14 protein-coding genes and 2 pseudogenes are annotated in these 22,609 nt (G+C 62.0%); 5 read left to right on the top strand and 11 right to left on the bottom strand.

Translation table 11 applies throughout. The annotated features are described in order from the left end of the window. Window positions 1-89: 89 nt before the first annotated feature. The 3 genes and pseudogenes from EKN06_RS16150 to EKN06_RS00985 form a co-directional block, all read right to left on the bottom strand. Window positions 90-545 (bottom strand): annotated as a pseudogene (locus EKN06_RS16150) (OmpA family protein); the annotation flags it as partial. A 111-nt stretch (window positions 546-656) separates the two neighbouring features. Further along, window positions 657-1,421, bottom strand: a pseudogene (locus EKN06_RS16145) (autotransporter outer membrane beta-barrel domain-containing protein); the annotation flags it as partial. Between the two features lie 4,406 nt (window positions 1,422-5,827). Continuing rightward, window positions 5,828-6,622: an SDR family NAD(P)-dependent oxidoreductase gene (locus tag EKN06_RS00985; RefSeq protein ID WP_127611019.1), complete on the bottom strand. Its 795-nt coding sequence runs from the start codon at window positions 6,620-6,622 to the stop codon at window positions 5,828-5,830. A 369-nt stretch (window positions 6,623-6,991) separates the two neighbouring features. On the opposite strand from EKN06_RS00985, the gene EKN06_RS00980 reads away from it, so the two are divergent. The 3 genes from EKN06_RS00980 to EKN06_RS00970 are packed head-to-tail and all read left to right on the top strand — an operon-like array spanning window position 6,992 to window position 9,352. Further along, on the top strand, window positions 6,992-8,227 hold the full coding sequence (locus EKN06_RS00980) for an aromatic ring-hydroxylating oxygenase subunit alpha (protein ID WP_127611018.1): 1,236 nt from the start codon (window positions 6,992-6,994) through the stop codon (window positions 8,225-8,227). Beyond that, window positions 8,224-8,808, top strand: a complete 585-nt coding sequence (locus tag EKN06_RS00975) for a VOC family protein (protein ID WP_240654545.1) — start codon at window positions 8,224-8,226, stop codon at window positions 8,806-8,808. The genes EKN06_RS00980 and EKN06_RS00975 overlap by 4 nt, the downstream gene beginning before the upstream one ends. A gap of 19 nt (window positions 8,809-8,827) precedes the next feature. Next, window positions 8,828-9,352, top strand: a complete 525-nt coding sequence (locus EKN06_RS00970; protein WP_164843886.1) for a nuclear transport factor 2 family protein — start codon at window positions 8,828-8,830, stop codon at window positions 9,350-9,352. A 31-nt stretch (window positions 9,353-9,383) separates the two neighbouring features. On the opposite strand, the gene EKN06_RS00965 is transcribed toward EKN06_RS00970, so the two are convergent. The 7 genes from EKN06_RS00965 to EKN06_RS00935 all read right to left on the bottom strand — a co-directional run bounded on the left by EKN06_RS00965 (window position 9,384) and on the right by EKN06_RS00935 (window position 20,094). Continuing rightward, window positions 9,384-10,043 (bottom strand): hypothetical protein, encoded by a 660-nt coding sequence (locus tag EKN06_RS00965; RefSeq protein ID WP_127611015.1) that lies wholly within the window; start codon window positions 10,041-10,043, stop codon window positions 9,384-9,386. Window positions 10,044-10,114: 71 nt separating this feature from the next. Then, window positions 10,115-11,323 carry a collagen-like domain-containing protein gene (locus EKN06_RS00960; protein ID WP_127611014.1) on the bottom strand — a complete coding sequence of 403 codons (1,209 nt, stop codon included), beginning with the start codon at window positions 11,321-11,323 and terminating at the stop codon, window positions 10,115-10,117. Window positions 11,324-11,507: 184 nt separating this feature from the next. Next, the gene (locus EKN06_RS00955; protein WP_164843885.1) at window positions 11,508-13,976 is read right to left on the bottom strand and encodes an outer membrane beta-barrel protein; all 2,469 of its coding nucleotides are present in this window, start codon (window positions 13,974-13,976) and stop codon (window positions 11,508-11,510) included. Window positions 13,977-14,045: 69 nt separating this feature from the next. Then, window positions 14,046-14,405: a hypothetical protein gene (locus EKN06_RS00950; protein WP_127611012.1), complete on the bottom strand. Its 360-nt coding sequence runs from the start codon at window positions 14,403-14,405 to the stop codon at window positions 14,046-14,048. A gap of 165 nt (window positions 14,406-14,570) precedes the next feature. After that, the gene (locus EKN06_RS00945) at window positions 14,571-15,653 is read right to left on the bottom strand and encodes a PrsW family glutamic-type intramembrane protease (RefSeq protein ID WP_127611011.1); all 1,083 of its coding nucleotides are present in this window, start codon (window positions 15,651-15,653) and stop codon (window positions 14,571-14,573) included. A 10-nt stretch (window positions 15,654-15,663) separates the two neighbouring features. Next, window positions 15,664-18,819, bottom strand: a complete 3,156-nt coding sequence (locus EKN06_RS00940) for a TolB-like translocation protein (RefSeq protein ID WP_127611010.1) — start codon at window positions 18,817-18,819, stop codon at window positions 15,664-15,666. Window positions 18,820-18,837: 18 nt separating this feature from the next. Continuing rightward, entirely contained in the window at window positions 18,838-20,094 is a 1,257-nt protein-coding gene (locus EKN06_RS00935) for a hypothetical protein (RefSeq protein ID WP_127611009.1), read from the bottom strand. 418 nt (window positions 20,095-20,512) lie between these two features. Between EKN06_RS00935 and EKN06_RS00930 the strand changes: the two genes are divergently transcribed. Together EKN06_RS00930 and trxC are read left to right on the top strand one after the other, a co-directional pair. After that, window positions 20,513-21,484: a zinc-dependent alcohol dehydrogenase family protein gene (locus EKN06_RS00930; protein WP_420810740.1), complete on the top strand. Its 972-nt coding sequence runs from the start codon at window positions 20,513-20,515 to the stop codon at window positions 21,482-21,484. Window positions 21,485-21,503: 19 nt separating this feature from the next. Next, the gene (gene trxC, locus EKN06_RS00925) at window positions 21,504-21,950 is read left to right on the top strand and encodes a thioredoxin TrxC (RefSeq protein WP_127611007.1); all 447 of its coding nucleotides are present in this window, start codon (window positions 21,504-21,506) and stop codon (window positions 21,948-21,950) included. 13 nt (window positions 21,951-21,963) lie between these two features. Here trxC and EKN06_RS00920 read toward each other — a convergent pair whose 3' ends face one another. Beyond that, on the bottom strand, window positions 21,964-22,563 hold the full coding sequence (locus EKN06_RS00920) for a murein L,D-transpeptidase catalytic domain family protein (protein WP_127611006.1): 600 nt from the start codon (window positions 22,561-22,563) through the stop codon (window positions 21,964-21,966). Window positions 22,564-22,609 lie beyond the last annotated feature (46 nt).

Here is a 22,609-nt window from a genome sequence, read left to right as displayed (position 1 = left end):
ATGAATCTCGGGCCTGAACGGTATCGCAAAAAAAGGGGGGAAAATCCCCCCTTTTTCTGTGTTCTTACGCTGTTTGACTAGCGTGTTGCTTACATGCCCGAACCCGGACCGTACGTGATTTCCACGCGGCGGTTCTGCAGTTCGCGGACACCGTCGGCAGTCGGAACCCTGGGGTTCGCTTCGCCGAAGGCCTGGCTCGTGATCGCCGAGTCGGGGATTGCACGAGCGGTCAGGTACGCACGGGTCGAGTCGTTGCGGCGTGCCGCGAGACCCAGGTTGTACTGCTCGCTACCCGAACGGTCGGTATAGCCTGCCAGCATGATCGGAACGCTTTCGCAATCCGCATAGGCTGCAACCGCGCTGTCGAGGATCGAAGCCGCTTCCGACGTGATCTCAGCCGAATCCCAATCGAAGAACACGATGTAGGGGCCCGTGTTGCAGACCGCTGCCGGCGGCGGCGGCGGGGGCGGCGGAGGGGGCGGCGGGGGCGGCGGGGGCGGGGGCGGCGGAGGCGGCGGAGCGGCTTGACCGAAGGTATAGGTCAGGCTGCCGTAGAACGCGTTATCCGTAACGTCGCTGTTGAAGCGTCCCTGCCAGCCAATGCGGCCGGTGAAGCGATCGCCCATCAGTGCTGCGAGGCTAAGCCCGGCAACCAGCGAACCGCGTGCGGTTTCAGGAGCATAGGCCGTGAACTCGCTGCCGCCGTTCGAGGCGAAAGACGCCGTGTAGCCGAACGGATCGTCAGTCAGGTCATAGCGATATGCAACCTTGGCCTCAGGCACGATGCCTCCGAAGTTGGCTGCCAACTTGGCACCAGCAACGAGCGACGTCTGATCCTGGCTCTGTCCATCGACATTGAGGTTGACGCCCGGAAGGCCGCGTTCCTCAAAACCGGCGAACTTGACCTTGGTGTAGTCGACTGCCGCGAAGGGCGTCAGCCAAGCATTGCCAAGGTCGAAGCGCAGACCGCCTTCGCCGTAAAGCGAGAGCACCTTTGCATCGGGGTCGGAGTTGATCCGATCCACGAAGGAACCGATCGACACATTGCGATGCGCGTCCGCCTTGAGGTCGGTGTAGCTGCCCAGGGCGCGGATGTAGAAGTTGCCCACATCGTAAGCCGTGAGAAGGCCAACTTGCCAACCCTTCGACGAGATCTTGCCGTTGTAACGATCATAGACCTGATCGCTGTCACGATAGCCGCCGAAAGCGCCGATCGTGAAGTTGCTGATCGTGTAGTCGAGACCAACCAGAGCCGACCAGTGGTCACCCACGTAGCCTGAACCGTTACCGTCGTCGTCGACGGATACGTCGTTGTAGCCAACCAGACCCCAAAGGCGGGTTTCGCCGTTGCGATCCTGACACTTCTGCGGCCCGTCGATGCTGATGGCGCAATCGATCTGGTCGGAGATGATGCCGTTCATTTGCAGTGCGTTGTTGCGCAAGCCCTGCAGATAGCCGGCGTACATGTCACCCGAAAGCTGATCGAGTGCGTCGGGGTAGCTATTTTCGTCGAGGTTGAACAGTTCGCTCACCAAGCCGCCGAACGGACCGGTAAGTGCGTTCGAGTAGACGTTTTCGATGCCTGCGCCGACATTGGTCTGATTGACCGTCAGCCCCGGGATCATGTCGAACGGCGTGCGGTTAAGCGCGAGATCGACATTGGCCATATCGTCGTAAGTAGCGTCGGCGGTGAAGAACAGGTTGTCTGTCGTTACCGAAGCGAACTCGCCGGTCAGCACGTTCGCGTCGATCACGTCCTGGAAGTCGTAGCTGTCGGCATAGAGACCGTTTTCGCTCGACGCACGAACCAGAAGCGACGCATCGGTGATGTCGGCCGTGTTTGCCACAACCGTCGGGTACGAGCCTTCGGTCAGCGAGTTGCTCGGCAGTTGCAGTGCCAGCGTGGAGTCCGAAGACACCGTGAAGCTGTCCACGTTGAGCTGTGCCGGGCCGTCGTAGGACGGGTTCGCCGTCGGTTCATCGACCAGGTAGAGCGTGCCGCCATCCGTGACCAGGACCGAGCCTTCGAGCTCGCCACCGGGGTTCAGGATGCCGTCAAAGGCAGTTTCGCCATCCGAAACGGTGATTTCGTCACCAGCCAGAATGTCGATGTTGCCGTAGACGCTGCCGTCGCCGGTGAAGTTGATCTGCACCGGGTTGGGCGAGGCAGTGACGTCGATCGCCATGCCACGTGTCCACGTTGCACCGCCATCGATGCTTTCTTCGGCGATGATCGAACCACCGTCGTTGTTGAGGACGAAGTAGTATTCTTCCAGGGGATCCACGCCGCCGAGATCGGTAACGACGATGCCCGTCGCTTCCGAAACTCCGCCATCCGTCAGTGCCGAAACCGAAATGGTGCCGGTGTTGGTCAGCGTAACGTCGGCCAGGCCGGCATTGATCTGATAACCGGTCGCCGTCGCGAAGTTCGAAAGACCGCCCGTTGCCGATGCCATTACGGTCATCGTGCCGGTGTTGGCCACGGTACCGGACAGAACGCCGCCCGTTACGTGGTCGACCGGGAAGATCGGCGGGAGAAGTTCGGAAGAGGCTTCGCTTTCCAGGAGCATGCCGACGGCCCTTGCGCCGCCCTCTCCCGTCAGGGACGCGGATACGTCGATCGAACCGCTGTTCGATACGTCGATAATGCCACCCGAGTCAGAGGCATCGAGCTCATAACCAAGAGCGTAGGCATAGCCGCCCCCAGCGTCGATGCTCGCGACCGGAGCCGTAGCCGAAACGGCCACGTCTGCGCTGACTGCCATCGCACCATCGTTCGCGAAGGTGAAGGACGGCGCCACGCCGTCTGCGGACTGCCTGACACCAGTGGCTATAGCATAGCCGCCGGCAAAGGTGATGCCCGTTGCCGTCAGGTCCGCTGCGACGGACAAGTCGCCGCCGTTGGCAAACGAGACTTCCGCATCGGTTTCTGCCGAAACGTCCTGATCGACACCTTCGGCAATGGCAATTGCATAGGCGTTCTTGCCAGTGGCCGAAGCCGAGCTTGCCACGTCGATGACACTGCTGTTGGTGACGGCGGCCATGATCGACTCGCCATAACCAGACTGGCTGATCGCGCCGCCTACTACTGCCACCGCATAGGCGCCGGCCGATAGGCCGGTGGTGTCGGTCGCGCTGCTTTCCGCAAGCGCAGAGAGCGTCAGCGAACCAGTGTTGGTAACGGCAAGCGATGCCGCACCATTGGGCGCATAAGCTTCCTGCGAAATGCCCGAGACAACGGCGATTGCATTAGCGGCGTCGACTGCATTAGCGGCGGCGACGCCTTCTGCATTTGCCGCAACCGCGATGTCGAATGAACCGTCATTGACGAGCTCAACCGAAGCATCACCGTAAATCGAGTTCGCTTCCTGATAAGGCGCACTCGAGAGGAAGGCGTAGGCATTCGCAACACCGTCGGTGGCAATCGCATTCGCGGCGAATGCGATGTCGATGACGCCCGTTGAGGTGTTGGTTAGCGAAACGGACGCATTGCCCGAATCTTCCGCTTCCCAAGTGCCCGCATTGGCCCGCTGGTAAAGCGTTACTTCTTCATCGCCGGTAGCGGTTGCTTGAGCGTAAGTACCGCCCGTCGCATTGGCGCTGCCCGTAAGGGAGAAGGTGCCGCTGTTTTCGAACGCCACAGTAGCATCGCCCATGCCATCGACATCGGCGTCCTGATAAAGAACCTGGCTAACTTCGACGCTGGCGTAAGCTGCGCCGTCTGCCATCGCGTCCGCGGACAAGTCGACGTTCATCGTGCCGCTATTGGCAAGAGTGACGGTCGCGTTGCCCAAGGTATCCACGTCGGCATTCTGCGAGAATACGACGGACGCCGATGCGGTCGCTTCAGCGTCGCCAGCCGTACCGTCGACGTTCTGTGCGATCGCGGAAGCGGAAACGCCGACATCGATCATGCCATCGTTGGTCACCGTGGCCGCTGCATCGCCATCATCTGCACTGGCAGACTGATAGATGATGTACGTTGCCGATGCGAACGCATCAGCGCCGGTTCCCGTAGCCACTGCCGCGGCATTTGCCTCTGCAGTCACCACACCAGTCGACGTATTCGTCATGGTAAGGGCCACAGAACCCGAAGCAGCAGAGACCGTGGCATGCGCGCTGCCAGCCTGCGAAAGCGCTTCTTCGACGGTGGCCGAAGCCGATGCGCCAAAGCCTGCTGCCGATGCGTCGGCCGTGTAAGTGAACGTTCCGGCATTGGTAATGTCGAGAGCAACATCGCCCCCGCCAAATGCGTCGGCGCTCTGATAGATGCCCGTCGTTGCATAAGCGTCGGCGTCGGCATAGCCGTCAGCCGTAGCGTTTGCGACAGCGGCGATGTCAATCGTGCCGTTGTTGGTGGCTGCGAGCGAAATGCTGCCGCCATCGTAAGCGTTGGCTTCCTGCGAGATCGCGGTTTCGATCAGAGCGTAGGCGTCTGCGTCGCCACCGGTGAGATCGTCGTTCGTAGCAATCGCGCCAGCATCAGCCGTAACGGAAAACTCGCCATTGTTGACGATCGTCAGCGAGACATCGCCGACATCCGATTCACCGTACTGATAAATGCCGTTCGATGCATAAGCATAGGCATCGGCTTCAGTACCGCTGCCATCAACGTCGGTGCCAGCTGCGGTCGCAACCGCCGAAAGAGTGAACGTGCCGTCATTAACGACGGACGCCGTTGCGTCATCGCCCGAAGCATACTGATAGATACCAGTGGCAACCGAAGCGTCTGCATCCGCGCGCGAACCATCCGCAGAAGCGGAGGCGACGATGGAAATCACACCGTCAACGCTGTTCGTCAGGTTTGCGATGGCGGCCTCGCCATAGACTTCCTGGCGAATGCCCTTGCTGACATCGGCGGAAGCTTCGGCAATTCCGTCGCCGACTGCCTTGGCGTCCGCGATGACCGACAGGTCGCCGGTGTTGGAGATGGTAACGCGTCCGGTTTCGTTCGCGGTGCCATTCTGATAAATGGCGTTGCTGATGTCCGCAGTCGCGGTTCCGGAAGCCTCAGCGATCGCGCCGATGGTGTAGCTGCCATCATTCACGATTTCGAGATTGAGGTCGGAAAGCGTTGCGCTGCCGGTCTGAATTACGGCGCCGTTCGTTTCGTCGAATACGACTGCGGCTGAAGTTGCGCCGCCGATATCTGTAACGCCAGAAGCGTTTTCGTCGCCAATTTCGCTGATGACCAGCGTTTCGTCGACAGTGTCAGCGGTAAAGGAATCAAAGGATCCAGGAACTGTCTGTGAGTAGACGGGAGCGGCTATGCCGATTGCTATCGTTGATGCTCCGAGCACCAACATGCGCTTATTTAATGCCATTTGTTCCCCCAAATAGGCTTTATGGTAATGTATCAATCGTGCACCCGACAACAGGGTGAAGTCAACGGTCTGCACGAATTAACTTCGGTACGAGAGTGATGGTCAGCTACGCCGAATGGGTATCCAATACGTTAATGACCATACCGTGAAACCCGCTCCTCCAATAACAGTTCCCGGATTTTACATATTTGTTTGGTCGGTCCGGACCCATTTGTGCAAAATGTCCGGTGGATGCTGCATTTCCCCTCCGTAGCGCGGCTACAACTTAACAGAGTTTGTAATAGGCGTTAGGGGATATTTCGCCCTGCCCTCCGCCAAACCCATAGACAGCGAAGTTGTACGAGAAACATCATCGGGTGCCCGCTCGCGCCTGTGGACAGGTCGGATGGAGCCGAAACAGGGTCGCCGTGCGTACCGCGGACGCACGACTCGCTTTGGATTTGGCCAAGTCCTGCAGTGTCGAAACGCATAGTGTCGCGGCAGATGATCGCGGGCGCCCACGATCAGGGAAGCGTGTGCATGCCACCTTCGAGCATGACCGTCTGACCGGTGATATAGTCGGAACCGGAGCTGGCGAGGAATACCGCGATCGGGCCGGCATCGCGATCCGGATTGCCCAGCCGCCGCATCGGGATCTTGTCCTTCAACGCCTCGACGAATTCGGGCCGCGCCTGTTTCCACTTGTCGAACGCGCGGGTTTCGAGCGCGGGATTGATGATGTTCACGTTGATCCCGTACTGCCCCCATTCGCGGGCGGCGGTGCGCGAGAGGGCGCGGATCGCTTCCTTCGTCACGTTATAGCAGGTGTTGCCTTCGAACCCGATCTGGCCCGAACTCGACGCGAAGTTGATGATCTTGCCGTAACCTGCCTGCTTCATGTGCGGAAAACAGGCCTTCATGAACCACAGGCTGGCCGTCGCGCCGGTGCGAAACGTATATTCCCACTCGTCCTCGTCGGTATCCTCGCACGCGACGAATACGGTCGACGGCTGGGGATCGGCTTCGGTGCCGAACCCTTGCGCATTGTTGACGAGGATGTGGACCGCGCCGAATGCTTCGACCGCCTTGTCGACGCAGGCGAAGACCTGATCGCGATGGCCCACATCGACTGCCACGCCGATGGCTGTGCCGCCCGCGTCGTTGATCTCCTTTGCCACGCGCTCCACCGTGTCGGGCGTGCGCGAGGCGACGACGACTTTCGCGCCCGCCGCGCCATAGGCCATCGCGATCGCCCGCCCGATGCCGCGACCCGCGCCGGTGACGATCGCGACCTTGCCCGTCAAAACCTTGTCTTCCATGATATCCTTCCCGTGCCGACCCGGTGCCCGCCTGCGTCTGATGCGCCCTTGGCCCCTGTTTTTCTTGGCCCCAATCGTTCTTGACCCTGTCGTGATCGATGCGCAGACTGCGTCGCGAGACAGGCTGACGAAACTGTCCTAACCCATAGTTTGCCCCAGTTCGACCGGGAGCGGGCGACGCCTCGGCTTAAGCGAAATGCCCCTTCGATGGTGGGGCGCCCGATCGCTCGCCATCTATCCCTTTCGACAGGTGTGCAAAGCTCGGCGATGCGGTTGCATCGTGGGAAATGGCGTCAAAGAAAACGGCGCATTTACAGCAACTTGGCTCAGCCCCAAAGAATCGTTGGGTGAGCAGGAGAGGAACCGCCGATGTCGGATACCGTCTATGACGAAGTCGAAAAGGTCATCGCCTTCGAATCTGCGCGAACCGGACCGCGACCCGACTTCCCGCCGCTGCCGGAAATTCCGGGCGGTCGCTATACCAGCGAAGAGTTCTTCCGGCTCGAGCGTGAAAGCGTCCTGACCCGCAGCTGGGTCTGCGCCGGGCGTGACGAAGATCTGCGCAAGGTGGGTGACTATCGGCTGTGGGACAAGCTGGGCGTGCCCCTGCTGCTCGTGCGCGGGCAGGACGAGAAAATCCGCGCCTTCTACAACACCTGCCGCCATCGCGGGGCGCCGGTAGTGCGCGACGATGCGGGGAATACGCGGCTGCTGCGCTGCCAGTACCACTCGTGGTCCTACGGCCTCGACGGCAAGCTCAAGGGCGTGCCGGACGAACGCGACTTTCCCTGTCTGGACAAGAGCGACCGGGGCCTGATCGAAGCGTCGTGTGATGTGTGGGGCGGCTGGGTCTTCGTCAACCTCGACAAGGATGCCGAACCGCTGCTCGACTATCTCGGCCCGCTGACGGCGGAACTGGACTGCGTCGGCATGGAAAAGCTGCGCACGCTGCACGTTCAGGAATATTCGGTCGCCTGCAACTGGAAGGTGGCGATGGACGCCTTTCTGGAGGTCTATCACATCAACACCATCCACCCGACCAACGCCGGCATCATGCTGGACCACAAGGCGGCGGCGATGGGATTGATGGAGGGCGGCCATTCACGGATGGCGGTACGCAAGAAGATGAACCAGGGCCTGAACTTCGTGGAGTTCGAAGGCGCGCCCGACATCGCGACGATGCCCGATCTCTATCGCATGAACAACGTCGCCTACATGGCCTTTCCCAACCTGATCACGCCGGTGGAACCGACCGGTTTTCCGGTGCTGCTGTTCTGGCCAGACGGGGTCGGCAAATGCACGATGCAGGCGATTTACGTGGCGCCCGACTGGGGCGATGGCGAACGGCCGGCGTTCTGGGAGCGGTTCCTGCCGATATTCGACGACGTGCTCGAAGAAGACATGATGAACCTTGGCCCCATTCAGCGCAGTCTTGAATCGGGCGGCTTTACCGGCATGATGATCAATTACCAGGAACGCCGAATTTACTGGTTCCACGAAGAGGTGGACCGCCGGATCGGCGCGGAGCGCATTCCCGAAGGACTGGCCGTCGAACAGTTGCTATCGCGCTTTGCCGAACACCGGCTCGACGAGGCGGCGGAATGACGAAGCCGGTGATGAGGCGCGAACTTTTCCAGCAAGCCTATTTCGTACGTTCGATCGACGAAGCTTCGCGCAACTGGGCCGAATGTTTTGGCGCGGGGCCGTTCTGCATGGTCCGCCACCACGATTGCGAGGAATTCACCTATCGCGGCGCGGCGGTGGAGGCGGACGTGTCCTATGCCTTCGGTTATCTTGGCGATACGATGATCCAGTTCATCGAACAGCACGACGACAAGCCGTCGATCTATCGCGACATGTTCGCACCGGGAGAGGAAGGCTTTCACCATATCGCCTATCTCGTATCGGACTTCGATGCCGAACGGCAGTGGTGGCTGGATCGCGGCTACGACCTTGCGACCGAACTCTACGCGGACGAAGTGAACGCCGCCTATTTCGACACCCGCGCGCTGAACGGCGTCTTCACCGAAATCCACGGCGACCCGCCGCATATCATGGGCCTGTTCGCGCACTGGAAACGGTTGCACGACGCGCGGACCGATGACACGCCGCCGACTTACGAGATCGAGGATCTCGCCTTTTACCAACGCACGCCTCTATTGCCCAAAACCGAAACGGTGGGCTGATGCCGTGCCCGGAGACCCTATGACCGATCTCGACAAGCTGATCGCCAAAGATGCCATCCGCGATCTCGCCGCGCGGTACATGCGCGGGCAGGACAGGCTGGATGCCGATTTGCAGATGGCAACGTTCTGGCCGGATTCGACGACCGATTACGGCATATTCGTGGGCAGCGGCCCGGAATTCGTGCGCTTTGCGCAGGAACTGCTGACCGAACATCTCGCGAACCAGCACCTGATTGGGCAGCACCTGATCGAATTCGACCCCGACAATGCCGACGTCGCTTATGGCGAGGTCTATTTCTACGCCTTTCACCGCATCATGGCCGATGGCGTGCCGTCCGACATGACGATCTGCGGTCGCTATATCGATCGGTACGAACGGCGCGACGGCGAATGGCGCTTTGCCCATCGATCAGAAGTGAACGACTGGGCGCGAATGGAACCTGCCGCCGACGCATTTTTGCAGACCGATCTGGCCGACGCGCTGTTCGGGCGGCACGACATGCAGGATCGTTCCTACGACCGGGCGTGGCTGAAAACGGCCTGAATCCTGCCCGCCACGCCCACCGTCCTCCTCATCAGCGAGCGGTGCGGCGCTGTCCGAACCAGGCGGGCACGTCGATGCCCATTTCGCGCGCGCGTTCGCGTGCCGTGGCATGCATTTCGGCCCTGATCCGCGCGCGCTCCTGCTCGTTGGCGGCGACGCGCATGCGTTCGTGGAATTGCAACCGCTCCCGCTCGGTCAACATTTGGGCAAGGTAATAACCCCCGTGCCAGCCGCTGGCACCCGGTTGGTCGATGCCTAGGTCCCTCGCCCGCTGCTGAACCGTGGCGCGATGTTGCGAACGGATGCGGTTGCGTTCCTCTTCGGTTTTCGCCGCGCGCATCTGTTCGTGGAATTGCCTGCGTTCGCCTTCGCTCAACAGGCTCCACGTCGATAACTGGCCGCTGACCGTCTGGTCGATGCGCAACCTGTCGCGATCGTGGAGGCGATCCTGGTCCTTGTCGCGGTCCTGATCCCGGTCGCGGTCTTGATCAGGGTCGCGCAGCCGGTCCCTGTCTTGCATCCGATCCATATCGCCGGCTCCGGTCATGCCGGGCATCGCGGTTTGGCCCCCGCCCCCTGGCCCTGCCCCCGCCCCGCCTCCGCCATGTTGCGCCCATGAAGGGCTGGCCACGGCCAACGCGGCGATACCGCCACATGTCAGGAGTATTCGTGCGGTCGAACTTCTGGTCATCGCAGATTCCTTCGAAACAGTATGGGTGAGAGCATTGCCGGCAGGGTCGCCACTGGCGGTCACGGCGCAGATCATGGCGTCGGTTCTTCGGGCACGACGGAATCGATCTGATCGGCCGGGATCGCGTATTCGTGGATGTAGCTGATGACTTCGCGGGCATCGTCGACCGCCTGCGCAAAGCCGTCGAAGCCGTCCTCGCTCACGTAATCGACTTCTCCGAACACTTCGTCATAAATGTTGACCGGTTCGGCCACCCAGCTTCCGTCGTCTTGCTGGACCAGCACCGTAACGATCACTGCATCGTAAGTATCGGACCGGTCGTAAGAGTAATCGCTGTAGTCCATCGACGAATAGGTGATCGTCCCTTCGGTCACCGTATTGATGCCGAGAATGGCATTCATATAGGCGACCGCGTCGAGCGAGAGTGTCTCGTACTTGTCGCTCGCCGCTGCCAAAAGGGATGTGGCGGCAACAAGGTCTTCGCCGGTGAATTCGCCATCGACCAGGAAGTCGTATTCCTCTCCGGGGAGATCGGTGACGCCGGGGATCGTGCCTTCGGTCATCAGCGCGACATAGAGCGCGAGATTGTCGAGCGGGGCGTCGATCGTCTTGTAAACGGTGTCGATGACCTGGTTGTTTTCATCGAGCACGTAATTGACGACGACCAGCCTTCCGGCCGCGTCCACGGTGATTTCATCGGCGTCGTTAAGCAGCGTCACGATTTCGTCCGCCCGCTTGTTCAGCACACTGGTGGGCGAGCGCCCGACGTTGAGCCGGCCCAGCACGACTTCTATCGCCAACGTCGGATCGACGAGCGCGCCTTCTTCGTCGAGTTCGAGCGGAACACCGTCTGCGTCGACCGGCTGGACCCAGCCTTCTTCGGTCAGGATGGGTTCGCCGTCCTCGTCGCGCAGGATGACGTACATGTCGCCGTAAAGGTCGCCGCGATTGTCGCCGCCGGTGGATGGCTTGCCACCATGTTCGTTGCGCCCGCCCTTGGCCCCGGCCCAATCTGGCCGATCGCTGGTGTCGTCGCCGCCATCTTCGGCAGCCGCGACCGAACGGAATATGTCCTGCATGCCACGTGGGCTGCGGCTGCCCGCTTCGCCTGGCGCGCGACCCTTGCCGCCCTTGCCCGGTTCCGCATCAGGCCCCTTGTCGTGTCCATCGTCGGTGTGACCAGAATCCTCGCCCGTGTCGTGCCCGCTGTCGTGCCCGCCCGCCTGCGTGCTGGCGCCTCCGGAATGCTGGGCTGCGGCTGGTGCGGGTAAGGTCGCCAAGGTTCCGCCTGCGACCGCAAGCGCAACGGCGATGGCCGTGGCGGATGAAAAGTATCTGCTGATGCAGGGCTGTGTTTTCGACATATCTTCGCTCCGACAATTTGCGCCGGATTGCAGCCTGTCCGAAGCTGCGACCCGGCGCGTTGTTCACGTTGCGGGAACCGATGTAGCGTCGAGCGACACCTTAGAAATTCCGTAGAAATCCTATGTTGATGAAGTTTTCGTAGTTTTCGAAAGCATCTTCATTCTCGCCATACGCGATCTTGTACTTGGCATAGTCGGCGAAGTTGTATTCCACCCGAAATCTCGATTTTTTGCTGAGCGCGATCTGCAATCCCGCCCCATATCTTGGCGCTTGCTCCACATGTCTTTCGCGAACCGACTGTTTGGTTGTTGCGTATCGCGTGTCGAACATTGTTCTCACCACGCCAATCCGGGCATAAAGCAGGGCCGATCCGCTGATCTTGCGACCCGCGATCACGCTGCCGCCATAGGAATAATCGTGCTCGACAGAATAGATCCGACCTTGCGGATCGCGTTCTATGTTCCAATCCAGCTTGCCGGTGTCGGCATGGATTTCTCCGCCAAGGTAGAAACCGGTCAATTCGGCCCCCGCTCCCGCAAAGGCGGCAATCAAAGCACCCTGCCCGCTGCGCGTGACGTCGAGCATGAAGCCGCCACTGCGCGGACCTTGGTTCGAACTGGTCAGCCCGCCATGACCCAGTGCGACGCCCAGATAGGCACCTGAAAAATCTGTATGCGTATCCTTGCGCGCCGGATTGCCGCCAAACCGCAAGCCGACACCCATGCGAAACCGGTTTTCGGTGTTCGAAAAGTTGTCGGCGACAGAACCGTCCGCCTTGGCTGGCCCGCCCCCGCCCCCAACCCCGACGTCGTAGTCGGGATAGGACACCAGCCCATATTCGCTGCGCACGAAACCGTGACTTCCCGCCGATGCTTCGAGCCCAAGGCCAAGGCCCAGCCCGGCTAGCCGCCGCGCATCGTCGACCTCCTGATCGAACCGACGGTAAAGCGTGCGAAAACGCGTGGAGACAACGCCGACCCGGCCATAGACGAGTTCGCCCTGTCCGGTCAGCCGGCCCAGACGCAAGCTGGCGCCGTAACTGTTGGTGCGCGACACCGAAAAACGGCGGTCGGCGTCGTGGAGCCAGTCGGCCCCACCCTCAAATCCTTCGGCCTCGACCCCGGCATAGAGGCGGCCAAATGTCTTGCCGTAACCGAGCGACACGCCAATATCGGCATCGACATCGCCGAAATCAGCCGTGTTGGTGCCGGTGCCGCGCGGCCCGTTCAGCCCGGTTACCAGCGAACCGTGACCCAGCAACACCGCAAGGTACGGCCCGTCCGGTCCGCGGCTTCCCGGGGCGACTTCGACGCCGCTTGCGCCCCTGTCGTACGGCGGTTGAAGTTGCGCGCCGAGCCGCAGGAACACGCGGTTCTGATCGTAATCGTAACCCGCGACATTCGATGAGCGTTGCCCGAATTCGTAGTCCGCGCCGATGTACAGGTGGCGGCCGAGCCAATGCCGTGCCCACACGTTCGCCCCGATCACGAATTCCGAACGATCGGCCCCACGATAGGCGTAATCCGCGCCTGAAATCCCGCCGCCGATCGCAATGCGGCGCCCAGCCGACGCCTGCACCGACAGGCTGCCTGATGTCAGGACATAGGACGATGCCAGCGGCAGCGTCGTTTCCTCGATACTGCGATCGAGATCGAATGACAGGCTGAGCCCGTTGCGCACAGTCCAGTCCAGCGCCATGCCGTAATCGATGGTGTGAACATCGGGCAGGAACGCATCGTCATAATCCTGACGAAGGATGCCGACAAAGGCTTCGCCGCTGAACGACCGCCCGATTTCGTGGCGCACCCCGGCGGCGAGCGAATATCCCCTGGAATCACGCGCAAAGCCCCAATCGTCGATTTCCCGGCGATAGCGGCGCTGGTCCCACAGACCCTGGACGAACAGTTCGGTCCCCTCAGCCGCCTCGAAGCCCAGCCTTCCGCCGAGTTCGAACGTGCGCCGGTCGCGATCGTCGTTGGCGATCGTGCCGGATGCGGCGGGCGTGTCGGCAAAGTCGTAGTCGTTGTACGTGGCGCCGATCCGGTATGCCGCCTTGCCCGCCCTGCCGATCAGCCCGGCATAGGCATAGGCCCGCTCGAACCTGGTAGGCGCAGAGCCTGCGACGTCTTCGGGCGAAGTACGGCTTTCGTGCTGCCATTCATATGTCCCGCCCGCGATCAGCCGGGCACTTTTGCCCAGTGCGACTTGCCCGTCCGCACCGATAAGCCAGTCATCGTAATCTTCGCTGGCGTTCCGGTCGTGAAACGCGACATCGCCCGAACCGCGCAAGGCAAGCTGAAGATCGCCGGTTGTCAGCCGGTATTTCAGGCTCGGTTCGATCAGTACGAACGCGTCGTCGACTTTGCGATGGCGGGTTGCGAACAGGTTATCGTCATAGCCCGCCGCGACATCGACACCGCCCTCAAGGGCACCGGTCGCCTTCTTTTCGGCGGGCTCGACTTTGCCCGGTTTGGCGGCACCTGCGGTGTCAGCGTCGACCTCTTGCGCGGCGGCCGCGGCGTCGAACAGGAACGCGCAGGCCACAAACCAGATCGCCTTGTTCAGCACCCGGTCGATCCCTCGAACCGGAAAGGCTTGCGCATAGGCATCGTTTTGTGGTCGCGACAGTCGATCAGTTCACCGCCGTTCGTCATGGTCGCGATGGGCGGGATAGTTCGGCATGCGGGTTTCGCGCGAAGGCTTTTTCGAAGTGCCTTCGTAATACCTGAAACGCGAATCCGTAGTCACCCGCTCGCGCCGAAAGTGCCCTTCATGGCCGCGGCGGTACTGGCGATCCCTGTCGGTGATCCGGAAATAGAAGAAACCGTCCGTTCCCCAATATCCATCATGGAAGGCGCCGTAATGTCCGTCGTACCAGACATGATAGGGCTGACTGAACCAGACAGCGCCAAGCCGATAATTGTAGCCATGATCCACACAGCCGCCGAGCCCGGCGAGAGCCAGCACGATGCCAAGCGTCATTGTCCTGCGATCCACGATGGAAACCTCCCCCGCCGCGATCGGGAGATCGCGGGCATGATGCCGATGACGAGCCAGGAGCGACCCTTCGGCCGGCAAGGTCCATGATCGCGATGGTGCGGTCTATTCGGGCATACCCGTAGTCGAGGCGAGTCGGCCCGCGCGATCTCGACGCGCGCGGCGTCAGGGCTTTTGCGCGCTGTGCCCTGGAGAATGGTGCAATTGTTCGCGCAGTTCGCCAATGGCCCAAAGGTCGTTGCGGCTGAACGGGAGCAGCCGTTTCACCGTACGCAGGCTGGGATGGTTCATGTCGCGCTCTATCCCCGCGACAACAGCGAATTGCGCGCGGTCGGCATCCGCCTGCGGATCGGTGCGATGACCGTTGGCGCGTTCGACCATGCGGCTTTCCGCGCTCAACACCAGTTCGCCCAGCGCACGCCAATAGGCGATGACCTGCGCCCCGAACGTATCGGCATCGGGCCGCGATGCGACATATTCGCGCAGACGACTGCCGCATTCGCTATCGGGCCATTGCCCCGCTTCCAACGCAGCCTGATCGGCGATGTGTTCTTCGCGTTCGACGTCGAGGAAGTGGGAAGCTTCGCGCGCGCCATAGCGAAACACGGCGATGACGATGATCGGAACGACGACGATGGTCGTCAGCATTGCCACCACCGGTCGTTCGGGAAATTGGTTAAACAAGGAATGCAGCAGGGATGCGAGCACAAAGCCGGGCACGAAAGCGGAAATGTGGAATTTCCAGTCGCCGGCATGCGCCAGCAATCCGCGTTCGTTCAATTGGTGCGAAAGTGAGGCCATGATCGCCGCCGTGCCCGCGTGCATCACCGCCGTGCCCGCCCCGCGCACGAGCCACATGCCGGGACTCATGTCGTCGACCCGGACCAGATAAAACAGGTTTTCCGCGATCGCGAACCCTGCCCCGATGGCAAGCCCGCTGAGCGCGGCGTCGATCTTGTACCCCACGCGATTGCGCAGGAAGAGCCAGACGATTGCGCCGCCCTTGATCGCCTCTTCAACCCACGGTGCGACAAACCGCGAATAAGTCGAAAAACCCATCGGCAGGGCATCGAGCACCCGCCCGCTGGCCGGATAGGACAATGCCGCCGCAGCCGCACCCATGACCAACAGCAGAACGATGGACCGCGGGCTGAGAAGATGCAGCACGTCGAGCCACAGAAACCCGGCAAGCAGCACCAGCACCGGCGCCAGTGCAAGCAGGACATTCAGGATCAGATGCGACTCCATCGAACCGGGATCATAAGACCTTTAACGAGACAAGCCACTCTGTCCCGCGGAAATTTCCCCCGTCGATGCCCTTGGCCGCGCCCAGCGACAAAGTCATCGGCAAGCGCAGCGAGACCGTCATGTTGAGGTCGATCTGACCCCCGATCGTGCCATAGGTCCGCGCACCGCCAAACGCGCTGTCTGTCGCCAGCATCCCTGCGAAAACCGCAGGCCGCAGCGAGCTTAGATGGAACGAGCTGGTGCCCAGTTCAGCAAATCGCAGCGGCGGCAGGTTCCATTCGGCCACGGCCTTGGCAAAGCGGCGCGCGTCGATCTCGTCGATTTCGAAGCCGGGAAACGAATCCCATTCGCGGTATCGCTTGATCTCGCGGTCATCGACGTAATTATTGCGGAACGACCCGAAATAGACGCTGCCCAACGGGTTTTCGGCCGGGCCGCCGACTGCGCCCGCATGGGTATAGAGCCACACCGATGAATTCCGGATCGGCAACGGACGGCCGATGGCAAAGCCGGTGCGGATACCGGGAAACACGGCGTCATTGCCGTAATCGGCCCCCACGACCAATTCCGCGCCCACGCCCTTTTCATGGTCGATCGCGCCGAGCGATTTCGTCTCGTTCACGTAATGCCCGCCCGCCTGGAACGACAGCAACTCGCTCGGCCCCGCGACGTTCTGCGCATTGGGCAGGGTCTCCAGGCCGACGTACCCGTTGAGATCGGCAAACAGTTCGAGGACACGCGGCGGATCGTAGACGACCGACTTGCGCCAACCAAGTTCGATTGCGTCCCCTTTGCGGCTGCGTTCCACCGGCCCGAACAGGTCGTAAAACGAGACGCGGTTGTGCCAGTAACGCGCGGTCCAGTTCAGCGTTTCGAAGGCGATTTCGCCATGCAGTCGTTCGGACAGCGAAAGATCCTCGGTCGGCGAAATCGCGAGATCGATCGTCACCTGCTTGAACTGCAACGGGTCTTCGAACGTGAAGTGCAGCCCCGCAACCGCATCGCCCTTGTACGCCGCGACAAAGGGATAACGCGCGGCCAGTTTGCGTTCGCGGTCGGGCCGGTACTTGCCGCGTTCGGTCACGATGGCATCGAGATCGACCCGCGCCGGGGACCCTGCGGCCATGTCCCTGACTTCGGGATGCAGCCGCGCCACTTCGGCGCCAAGGAATACGATCGTGCCCAGATCGTCGCGCGCTTCGGGCGCGATGCGCGTGGGGATGAAACCTTCGCCCGCGAAATCGAAGACGATCAATGATCCGTCATCCAGCGGCAGGGGGCGGAAGAACCCGGTCGATGCGTTCGACACCGCCGCGATTTCACCGGTGGCGATGTCGTATCGGAACACGTTCGACACGCCGGTGTAATAGGCGGTGCCGTAAAGCGACTTTCCGTCAGGCGCAAAGACGAAGCTTTCGGGCGTGGCGGGCGGCATGTCGAATTGGGCCAGCGGGGCCGCCACGCCGCCGTCGAACAGGCCTTCCAAGCCGCTTTCGAGGCCGCCACTGATCAGTGTTTCGATCTGCCAGACGCGGACCGTTTGCTTGCCATTGGACAGCCCGACCGAGGCGGACAGCATCGTCCCGTCGGGTGAGATATCCAGATCGAACGGGGTTTCGTTGTAGTCGAACGTCGCAACCTGATTGAACCCGGCATAGGGCGCGGGAATGCGCACCAGCGTCGACAGCCCGTTCTGATGACGGATGCCCCACAGCGACTTGTCCTGCCGGTTGAAGGCAAGATCGCCGATCCGACGGTCGCGCAGCAGCATGCGCTTTTTCCCGGTGTCGACATCGATGGCCAGCACATCGCGGTAGGCATAGTTGTCTTCGGTATAGAACGCGGTCCGCGTGTCGGGATCGAAGGCCAGCGAGGTCACGCTGTAAAGCATCGCCCCCTTTATATCGGCCAGCCGCTCGATCTTGCCGGTCGACAGCGACAGGCGCCCGACGTGGGGCAGCACGCCGGGATAACGGAACGCGCCGATCAGGCTGTTGGACCGTTCGTCGAAGAAAACTCGCGACACCGAACCCAGCCCCCGGTCGGCCAGCGGTTCCACCGGCGTGAACGGATATTTCGCCAGCGCATCGAGATTGCCCGACTGGAACTTGCGCTCCCACGCGATCCAGTCGTTCCAGCCGTCTTCCAGCTTCAGCCCGAAAACCCGGCGGAACTGCGTTGCATAGAACCCCGCGCTGGCTTCGTCCCTGCGCAGCCAGTCGAGCACCTTTTCCGGCCCGTAAGTCAGCGCCAGATAGCTGAAAAAGCGGGTGCCATAGAGGTAGTCGTTGACGCCCACCTGAAAGTCGCTGTTCGACCCCTTGGATTCCAGCGCGACCGGCGACCAGATCCGCGCATCGTCGCGCACCTTGGCGCGGAACACCATTTCGTCATAAGCGCCCTGCCCCCGTCCCAGCCCGCCCGCCATCCACGTTTCGAGGAAGACGGCACTGCCTTCCAGATACCAGCGCGGCGTGCTGACGCGCGGGGTGGTGAGGAAGTTATAGAGAATCGTTTCGGGGTGTTCCTCCACCGGCATCGGCTTGCCGGCAAAGAACTTGCGCCAGCCGGCATCGCGGCTGTTCCACACATCCATCGTCGCGACATGCGCCATTTCGTGGTTGCTGAGCGTATAGAACCGCTCGCCGGGGCTGAACGTTTCATAAGTCAGCCCCAGCGGCGCGACATCGAACAGAACGGCGTTGTTGGGCGACGAGCGCGCCGCCGCGTTGCCGTAATCGGAAAAATCCTTGAGCAGGACCGTCGTGCTGTCCCACGGTTTCCAGTCGAACAGCTTTTCGTGGAACGCCAGCGAATTGGCCACCGCGCGGCCGACGTATGGCGTCAGGTAGGTTTGCGCCGGATCGAAATAAAGCAGCGTGAATTCATCGGTGCGCATCAGCGACAAGTCGATCAGCGGCAGGTCGACCGGGCTCGGCGCGGGCTCGTCGCCCGGCTCGCCGCCATCAGGCGCGGGCCTCTCGCCGCCCTCTGGCGCGGAAGCGTCGTTCGCCGGGTTATCCGCTGGCGTGGGGACCCCTGCGATGGCGAAAGGATCATCCAGCCCCGCATCCTGCGCAGCGACGGATGTCGTCCAGCAAGCGCCGACCGCAAGCGCGGACAGCGCCAGACGCTGGCGAACGGACGTTAGCCTTGGCAAACTCACGCGATCGGCGACCGGACCTTAACGCGTGGCGGAAATGGCGTTGGCGAATGCCTTCGTCTTGACCGCCGCTGCAAAATTCGCGCTGGCCATCAGCGATGAAAACGCTTGCGTCCGGGCCAGTTGCGAAATCGCCGATGCATTGCGGGCAAACGTTGCCATCGCCTGCGGCTGGCTAGCAAGCTGTTGAAATGCCTGAGGATTGGCCGCCATCATGGCAAAAGCCTGGGGATGAGCCTGTGCCATGGCCTGCACCCGCGCATCGACCGACCGCGCTTGCACTCGTGCATCGTAGGCGCGGCGATATTGCGCGGAAAAGGCCACTGCCGAACGGGCCATCCGGGCGAGAGATTCGGCATTGTTGGCAGCCACCTTGAACGCCCCGGCGTTGCGCATCATCGCGTCCATCGCCTGAGCACTCATGGCCACGCGCATGCTTGCGTTGTCCTTGGTGAAAATCTGGAACGCCTTGGCATTCGTGGCCATCCCGGCAAAGGCCTCTGCGTTAGCGGAGACCCGCGACATGGCGGCGGTATCGGCGGCGAGCGCCTTGAACGATGCCTCGGCCCCCGACATCTGCGGCATGGCCGCAGCGGCGGCGGCTTTCTGGAAGGCGCTTGGGTCGCGGGCGAACTTGCCAAAGGCGCTCGCATCCGTGGCCATGGCGGCCATGGCTTCGGGATATTTCGCGACGGCGGAATAGAACGCCGGATGGGTAGATATCTGGGCAAATGCGTCCGGATTTGCGGCCATGCGGGCAAAAGCCTCCGGCTCTGCCAGCATGGCGGCAAAGGCCTGTGAATCGCGCGGCATAGCTCCTGCCAAGCGCGCTTCGGCCGCCATGGCATCGGCGTGCTTTACCGCGGCCCCAAATGCTGCCGGGTCCTTGACCAAGGCAGCGAATGCCTGCGGATTGGCCGCCATCATCGCCATTGCCTGGCTGTTCTGCGCGAGCGCGGCAAAGCCAGGATCGCTGGCCATTGCGCGGAATTGCGGATTGTTGGCCATGACCTCGAACGCGTCGGTCTGCATCAGCATGGGCACCGACGTATCGCCCAATGTCACGTCGGCGCTGTCGATCTGCGCTTCGACATGACGGTTGGCAGGAACGATGGTCCCTGCCGTCGTACCCTTGATCGGGATCTGTTGCGCGACGGCAAACGCCGCGACGGCAGCGGCAACCGCCCCGCCCGCGATGATCAGCGCCTTTTTACGGGATATCGAAGAAGCGACGCTCTGGCTGTCGAAATTGCCGTCGTCCGTGCCCATGCCAACCATTACTACGCCCCCCGTTGATACTTGATCGCGGCGTAATCTCTGCCTGAATGACATGCGTGTCAACAATGCTTAGTCGCCATTAACCAACTGGGCCAAAGTAGTGCCCCAGGATCAGGATTGTCGCGGGTTCTCAATCGATTGTCTGCCGACACGGCGCGGCAGCAGCCGATGAATAATCGCCAAGCACCGCTATAATAAACAGGTACAGGCCGTCGTTTTTGCGACTTCGCGGTCGAAGCATGCCCGGCAAGCAACCCCATTTTATCGGCAGGGACGATTTTCAGACAACTTTGCCAAAGGTCAAAGACAGTTGCGCCCGCGTGCCCGATGGGTCGATAATGTAATGGTGCCCGGCAACACTGCTGGGCCGCACAGGACGATACGTTGTGAAGCATCGACCTTGCCAAAGATGAAAGTCATGCAACTCGACAAGCCTGCCGAGCCGCTGAGGCTGGTCGAGCGGCAAATCCCGCGGCCCGGCACCGGCGAAGTGCTGATCGAAATCGCCGCATGTGGCGTCTGCCGCACCGACCTGCACGTGGTGGACGGCGACATCCACGGCATCCTGCCCATCGTTCCCGGTCATGAAATCGTGGGCCGGGTGATCGCTTGCGGCAGCGGGGCGGATCGCTTTGCGCCGGGCACGCGGGTCGGCGTGCCGTGGCTTGGCCATACCTGCGGGCAGTGCGATTATTGCCAAGCGGGCGCCGAGAACCTGTGCGACGATCCGCAGTTCACCGGTTTTACCCGCGATGGCGGCTTTGCGACGCACGTGGTGGCTGACGGAAGCTTCTGTTTCGCCATCCCCGACCGGTTCGGCGATGTCGAGGCGACGCCGCTTCTGTGCGCAGGGCTGATCGGTTATCGCGCATTTCGCATGGCGGGCGATGCGCGACGGATCGGCTTCTACGGCTTTGGCGCAGCGGCCCACATCCTCGCGCAAGTCGCGCGGGCACAGGCGCGAGAGATTTATGCCTTCACCAGCCCCGGTGACCGCACGGCACAGGATTTTGCCCGCTCGCTGGGCTGCGTCTGGGCGGGCGGATCGGACGAGGCCGCGCCCGTCATGCTCGACGCCGCGATAATCTTTGCCCCTGTCGGCGCGCTGGTCCCCACGGCGTTGCGGTCCGTTCGCAAGGGCGGCAGCGTGGTGTGCGCGGGCATTCACATGAGCGACATTCCCGGCTTTCCCTATCGCGACTTGTGGCAGGAACGCTCGATCCGGTCGGTCGCCAACCTGACGCGCCGCGACGGAAGGGAGTTTTTCGCTCTGATCGCCGACATGCCCATCCGCACCAGCACGACGACCTATCCGCTTGCCCACGCGAACGAAGCGCTGGACGACCTGCGCCACGGCCGGGTGAGCGGCGCGGCGGTGCTTGTCCCATGACGAAAGGAGCCTGACGACCATGGCAACACAAGCCAGCCGGATCGCGGTCTGCCCAACCTGCAACACCCTAAACCGCGTGCCCATGGGCAGCGCGGCGGTAGCGGGAAAGTGCGGCAAGTGCGGATCGGCACTGTTCACCGGCCAGCCGCTGACGCTGACCACGGCGAACTTCGATACCCACGCAGGCCGGGGGGACATTCCCCTGCTGGTCGATTTTTGGGCGTCGTGGTGCGGACCGTGCCGCCAGATGGCCCCCGCCTTTGCCGCGGCGGCCAAACAGCTCGAACCTGCCATCCGGCTGGGCAAGCTGGATACCGAAGCGGAACAGGCCATCGCCGGGCGTTACGGCATTCGTTCGATCCCGACGATCATGATGTTTGCCAAGGGTCGCGAAGTGGCGCGACAGTCGGGCGCGATGCCGACCGGGTCCATCGTCGCATGGGCGCGAAAAGCCGCGGGGTCATAGGGCGATGACGCGATCAGCCCGCAGCGAACAGCAGCCGCCCCTTGCCCAACCGGTCGAGCACTTCGTCGCGCACGTGCTGCTCCACCGCAAAGCAGCCGAGGCTGCGGCCGATCCGGCCTTCGCGGGCGGCCATCGTGGGCGTCACATAGTCCGCCCCATGCATGACGATGGCGCGGTCGAAGGCGTTGCTGTTGGTAGGGTCCAGCCCGAGCAGTCGGCGCGAGCGGCCATGCTTGCCGAAATAGGTGTCGCCAATGACGTAGCTGCCTGCGGACGAAGCGTTCGAACCGGCGCGGTTGGAGAATTCCTGCACCCAGCCGGTATTTCGCGGGTCCGAGCCCCGGCCATGCGCGACAAGATAGCTGGCCACCACGCGGCCATTGGCGATGTCGACAATTTCGAAGCGCCGGTCGCGCGAAGGCCGCGTGAAATCGACCAGCCCGATGACATCGCGCGCAATACCGCGATGGGCATGGCGGTCGAGCGCCGCCAAAGCCTGAGTCAGCGCGGCCGGTCGTGCGAGCTTGCGCGGGGTCGCAAATACCCGTGGAGCGGCCAGACCACTGGTGGCCGCAAAAAGTGCGCCAATGGCGCGTCGTCGGTCGAGCTTCATCCCATCCAATCCCGAATATGTCTACATGTAGTATATGAAGTGAAGG

Source organism: Croceicoccus ponticola, assembly GCF_004004515.1.
In the GTDB taxonomy this organism is placed as follows: Bacteria; Pseudomonadota; Alphaproteobacteria; order Sphingomonadales; family Sphingomonadaceae; genus Croceicoccus; species Croceicoccus ponticola.
This window is presented reverse-complemented; position numbering and strand designations above follow the sequence as displayed.

Bases quoted from the DNA above. Each gene is read 5' to 3' on its own strand.
- EKN06_RS00935 (WP_127611009.1), bottom strand. From the start codon at position 20,094: ATGGTTGGCATGGGCACGGACGACGGCAATTTCGACAGCCAGAGCGTC.
- trxC (WP_127611007.1), top strand. From the start codon at position 21,504: ATGGCAACACAAGCCAGCCGGATCGCGGTCTGCCCAACCTGCAACACC.
- EKN06_RS00985 (WP_127611019.1), bottom strand. From the start codon at position 6,622: ATGGAAGACAAGGTTTTGACGGGCAAGGTCGCGATCGTCACCGGCGCG.
- EKN06_RS00965 (WP_127611015.1), bottom strand. From the start codon at position 10,043: ATGACCAGAAGTTCGACCGCACGAATACTCCTGACATGTGGCGGTATC.
- EKN06_RS00970 (WP_164843886.1), top strand. From the start codon at position 8,828: ATGACCGATCTCGACAAGCTGATCGCCAAAGATGCCATCCGCGATCTC.
- EKN06_RS00975 (WP_240654545.1), top strand. From the start codon at position 8,224: ATGACGAAGCCGGTGATGAGGCGCGAACTTTTCCAGCAAGCCTATTTC.
- EKN06_RS00980 (WP_127611018.1), top strand. From the start codon at position 6,992: ATGTCGGATACCGTCTATGACGAAGTCGAAAAGGTCATCGCCTTCGAA.
- EKN06_RS00930 (WP_420810740.1), top strand. From the start codon at position 20,513: ATGCAACTCGACAAGCCTGCCGAGCCGCTGAGGCTGGTCGAGCGGCAA.
- EKN06_RS00945 (WP_127611011.1), bottom strand. From the start codon at position 15,653: ATGGAGTCGCATCTGATCCTGAATGTCCTGCTTGCACTGGCGCCGGTG.
- EKN06_RS00920 (WP_127611006.1), bottom strand. From the start codon at position 22,563: ATGAAGCTCGACCGACGACGCGCCATTGGCGCACTTTTTGCGGCCACC.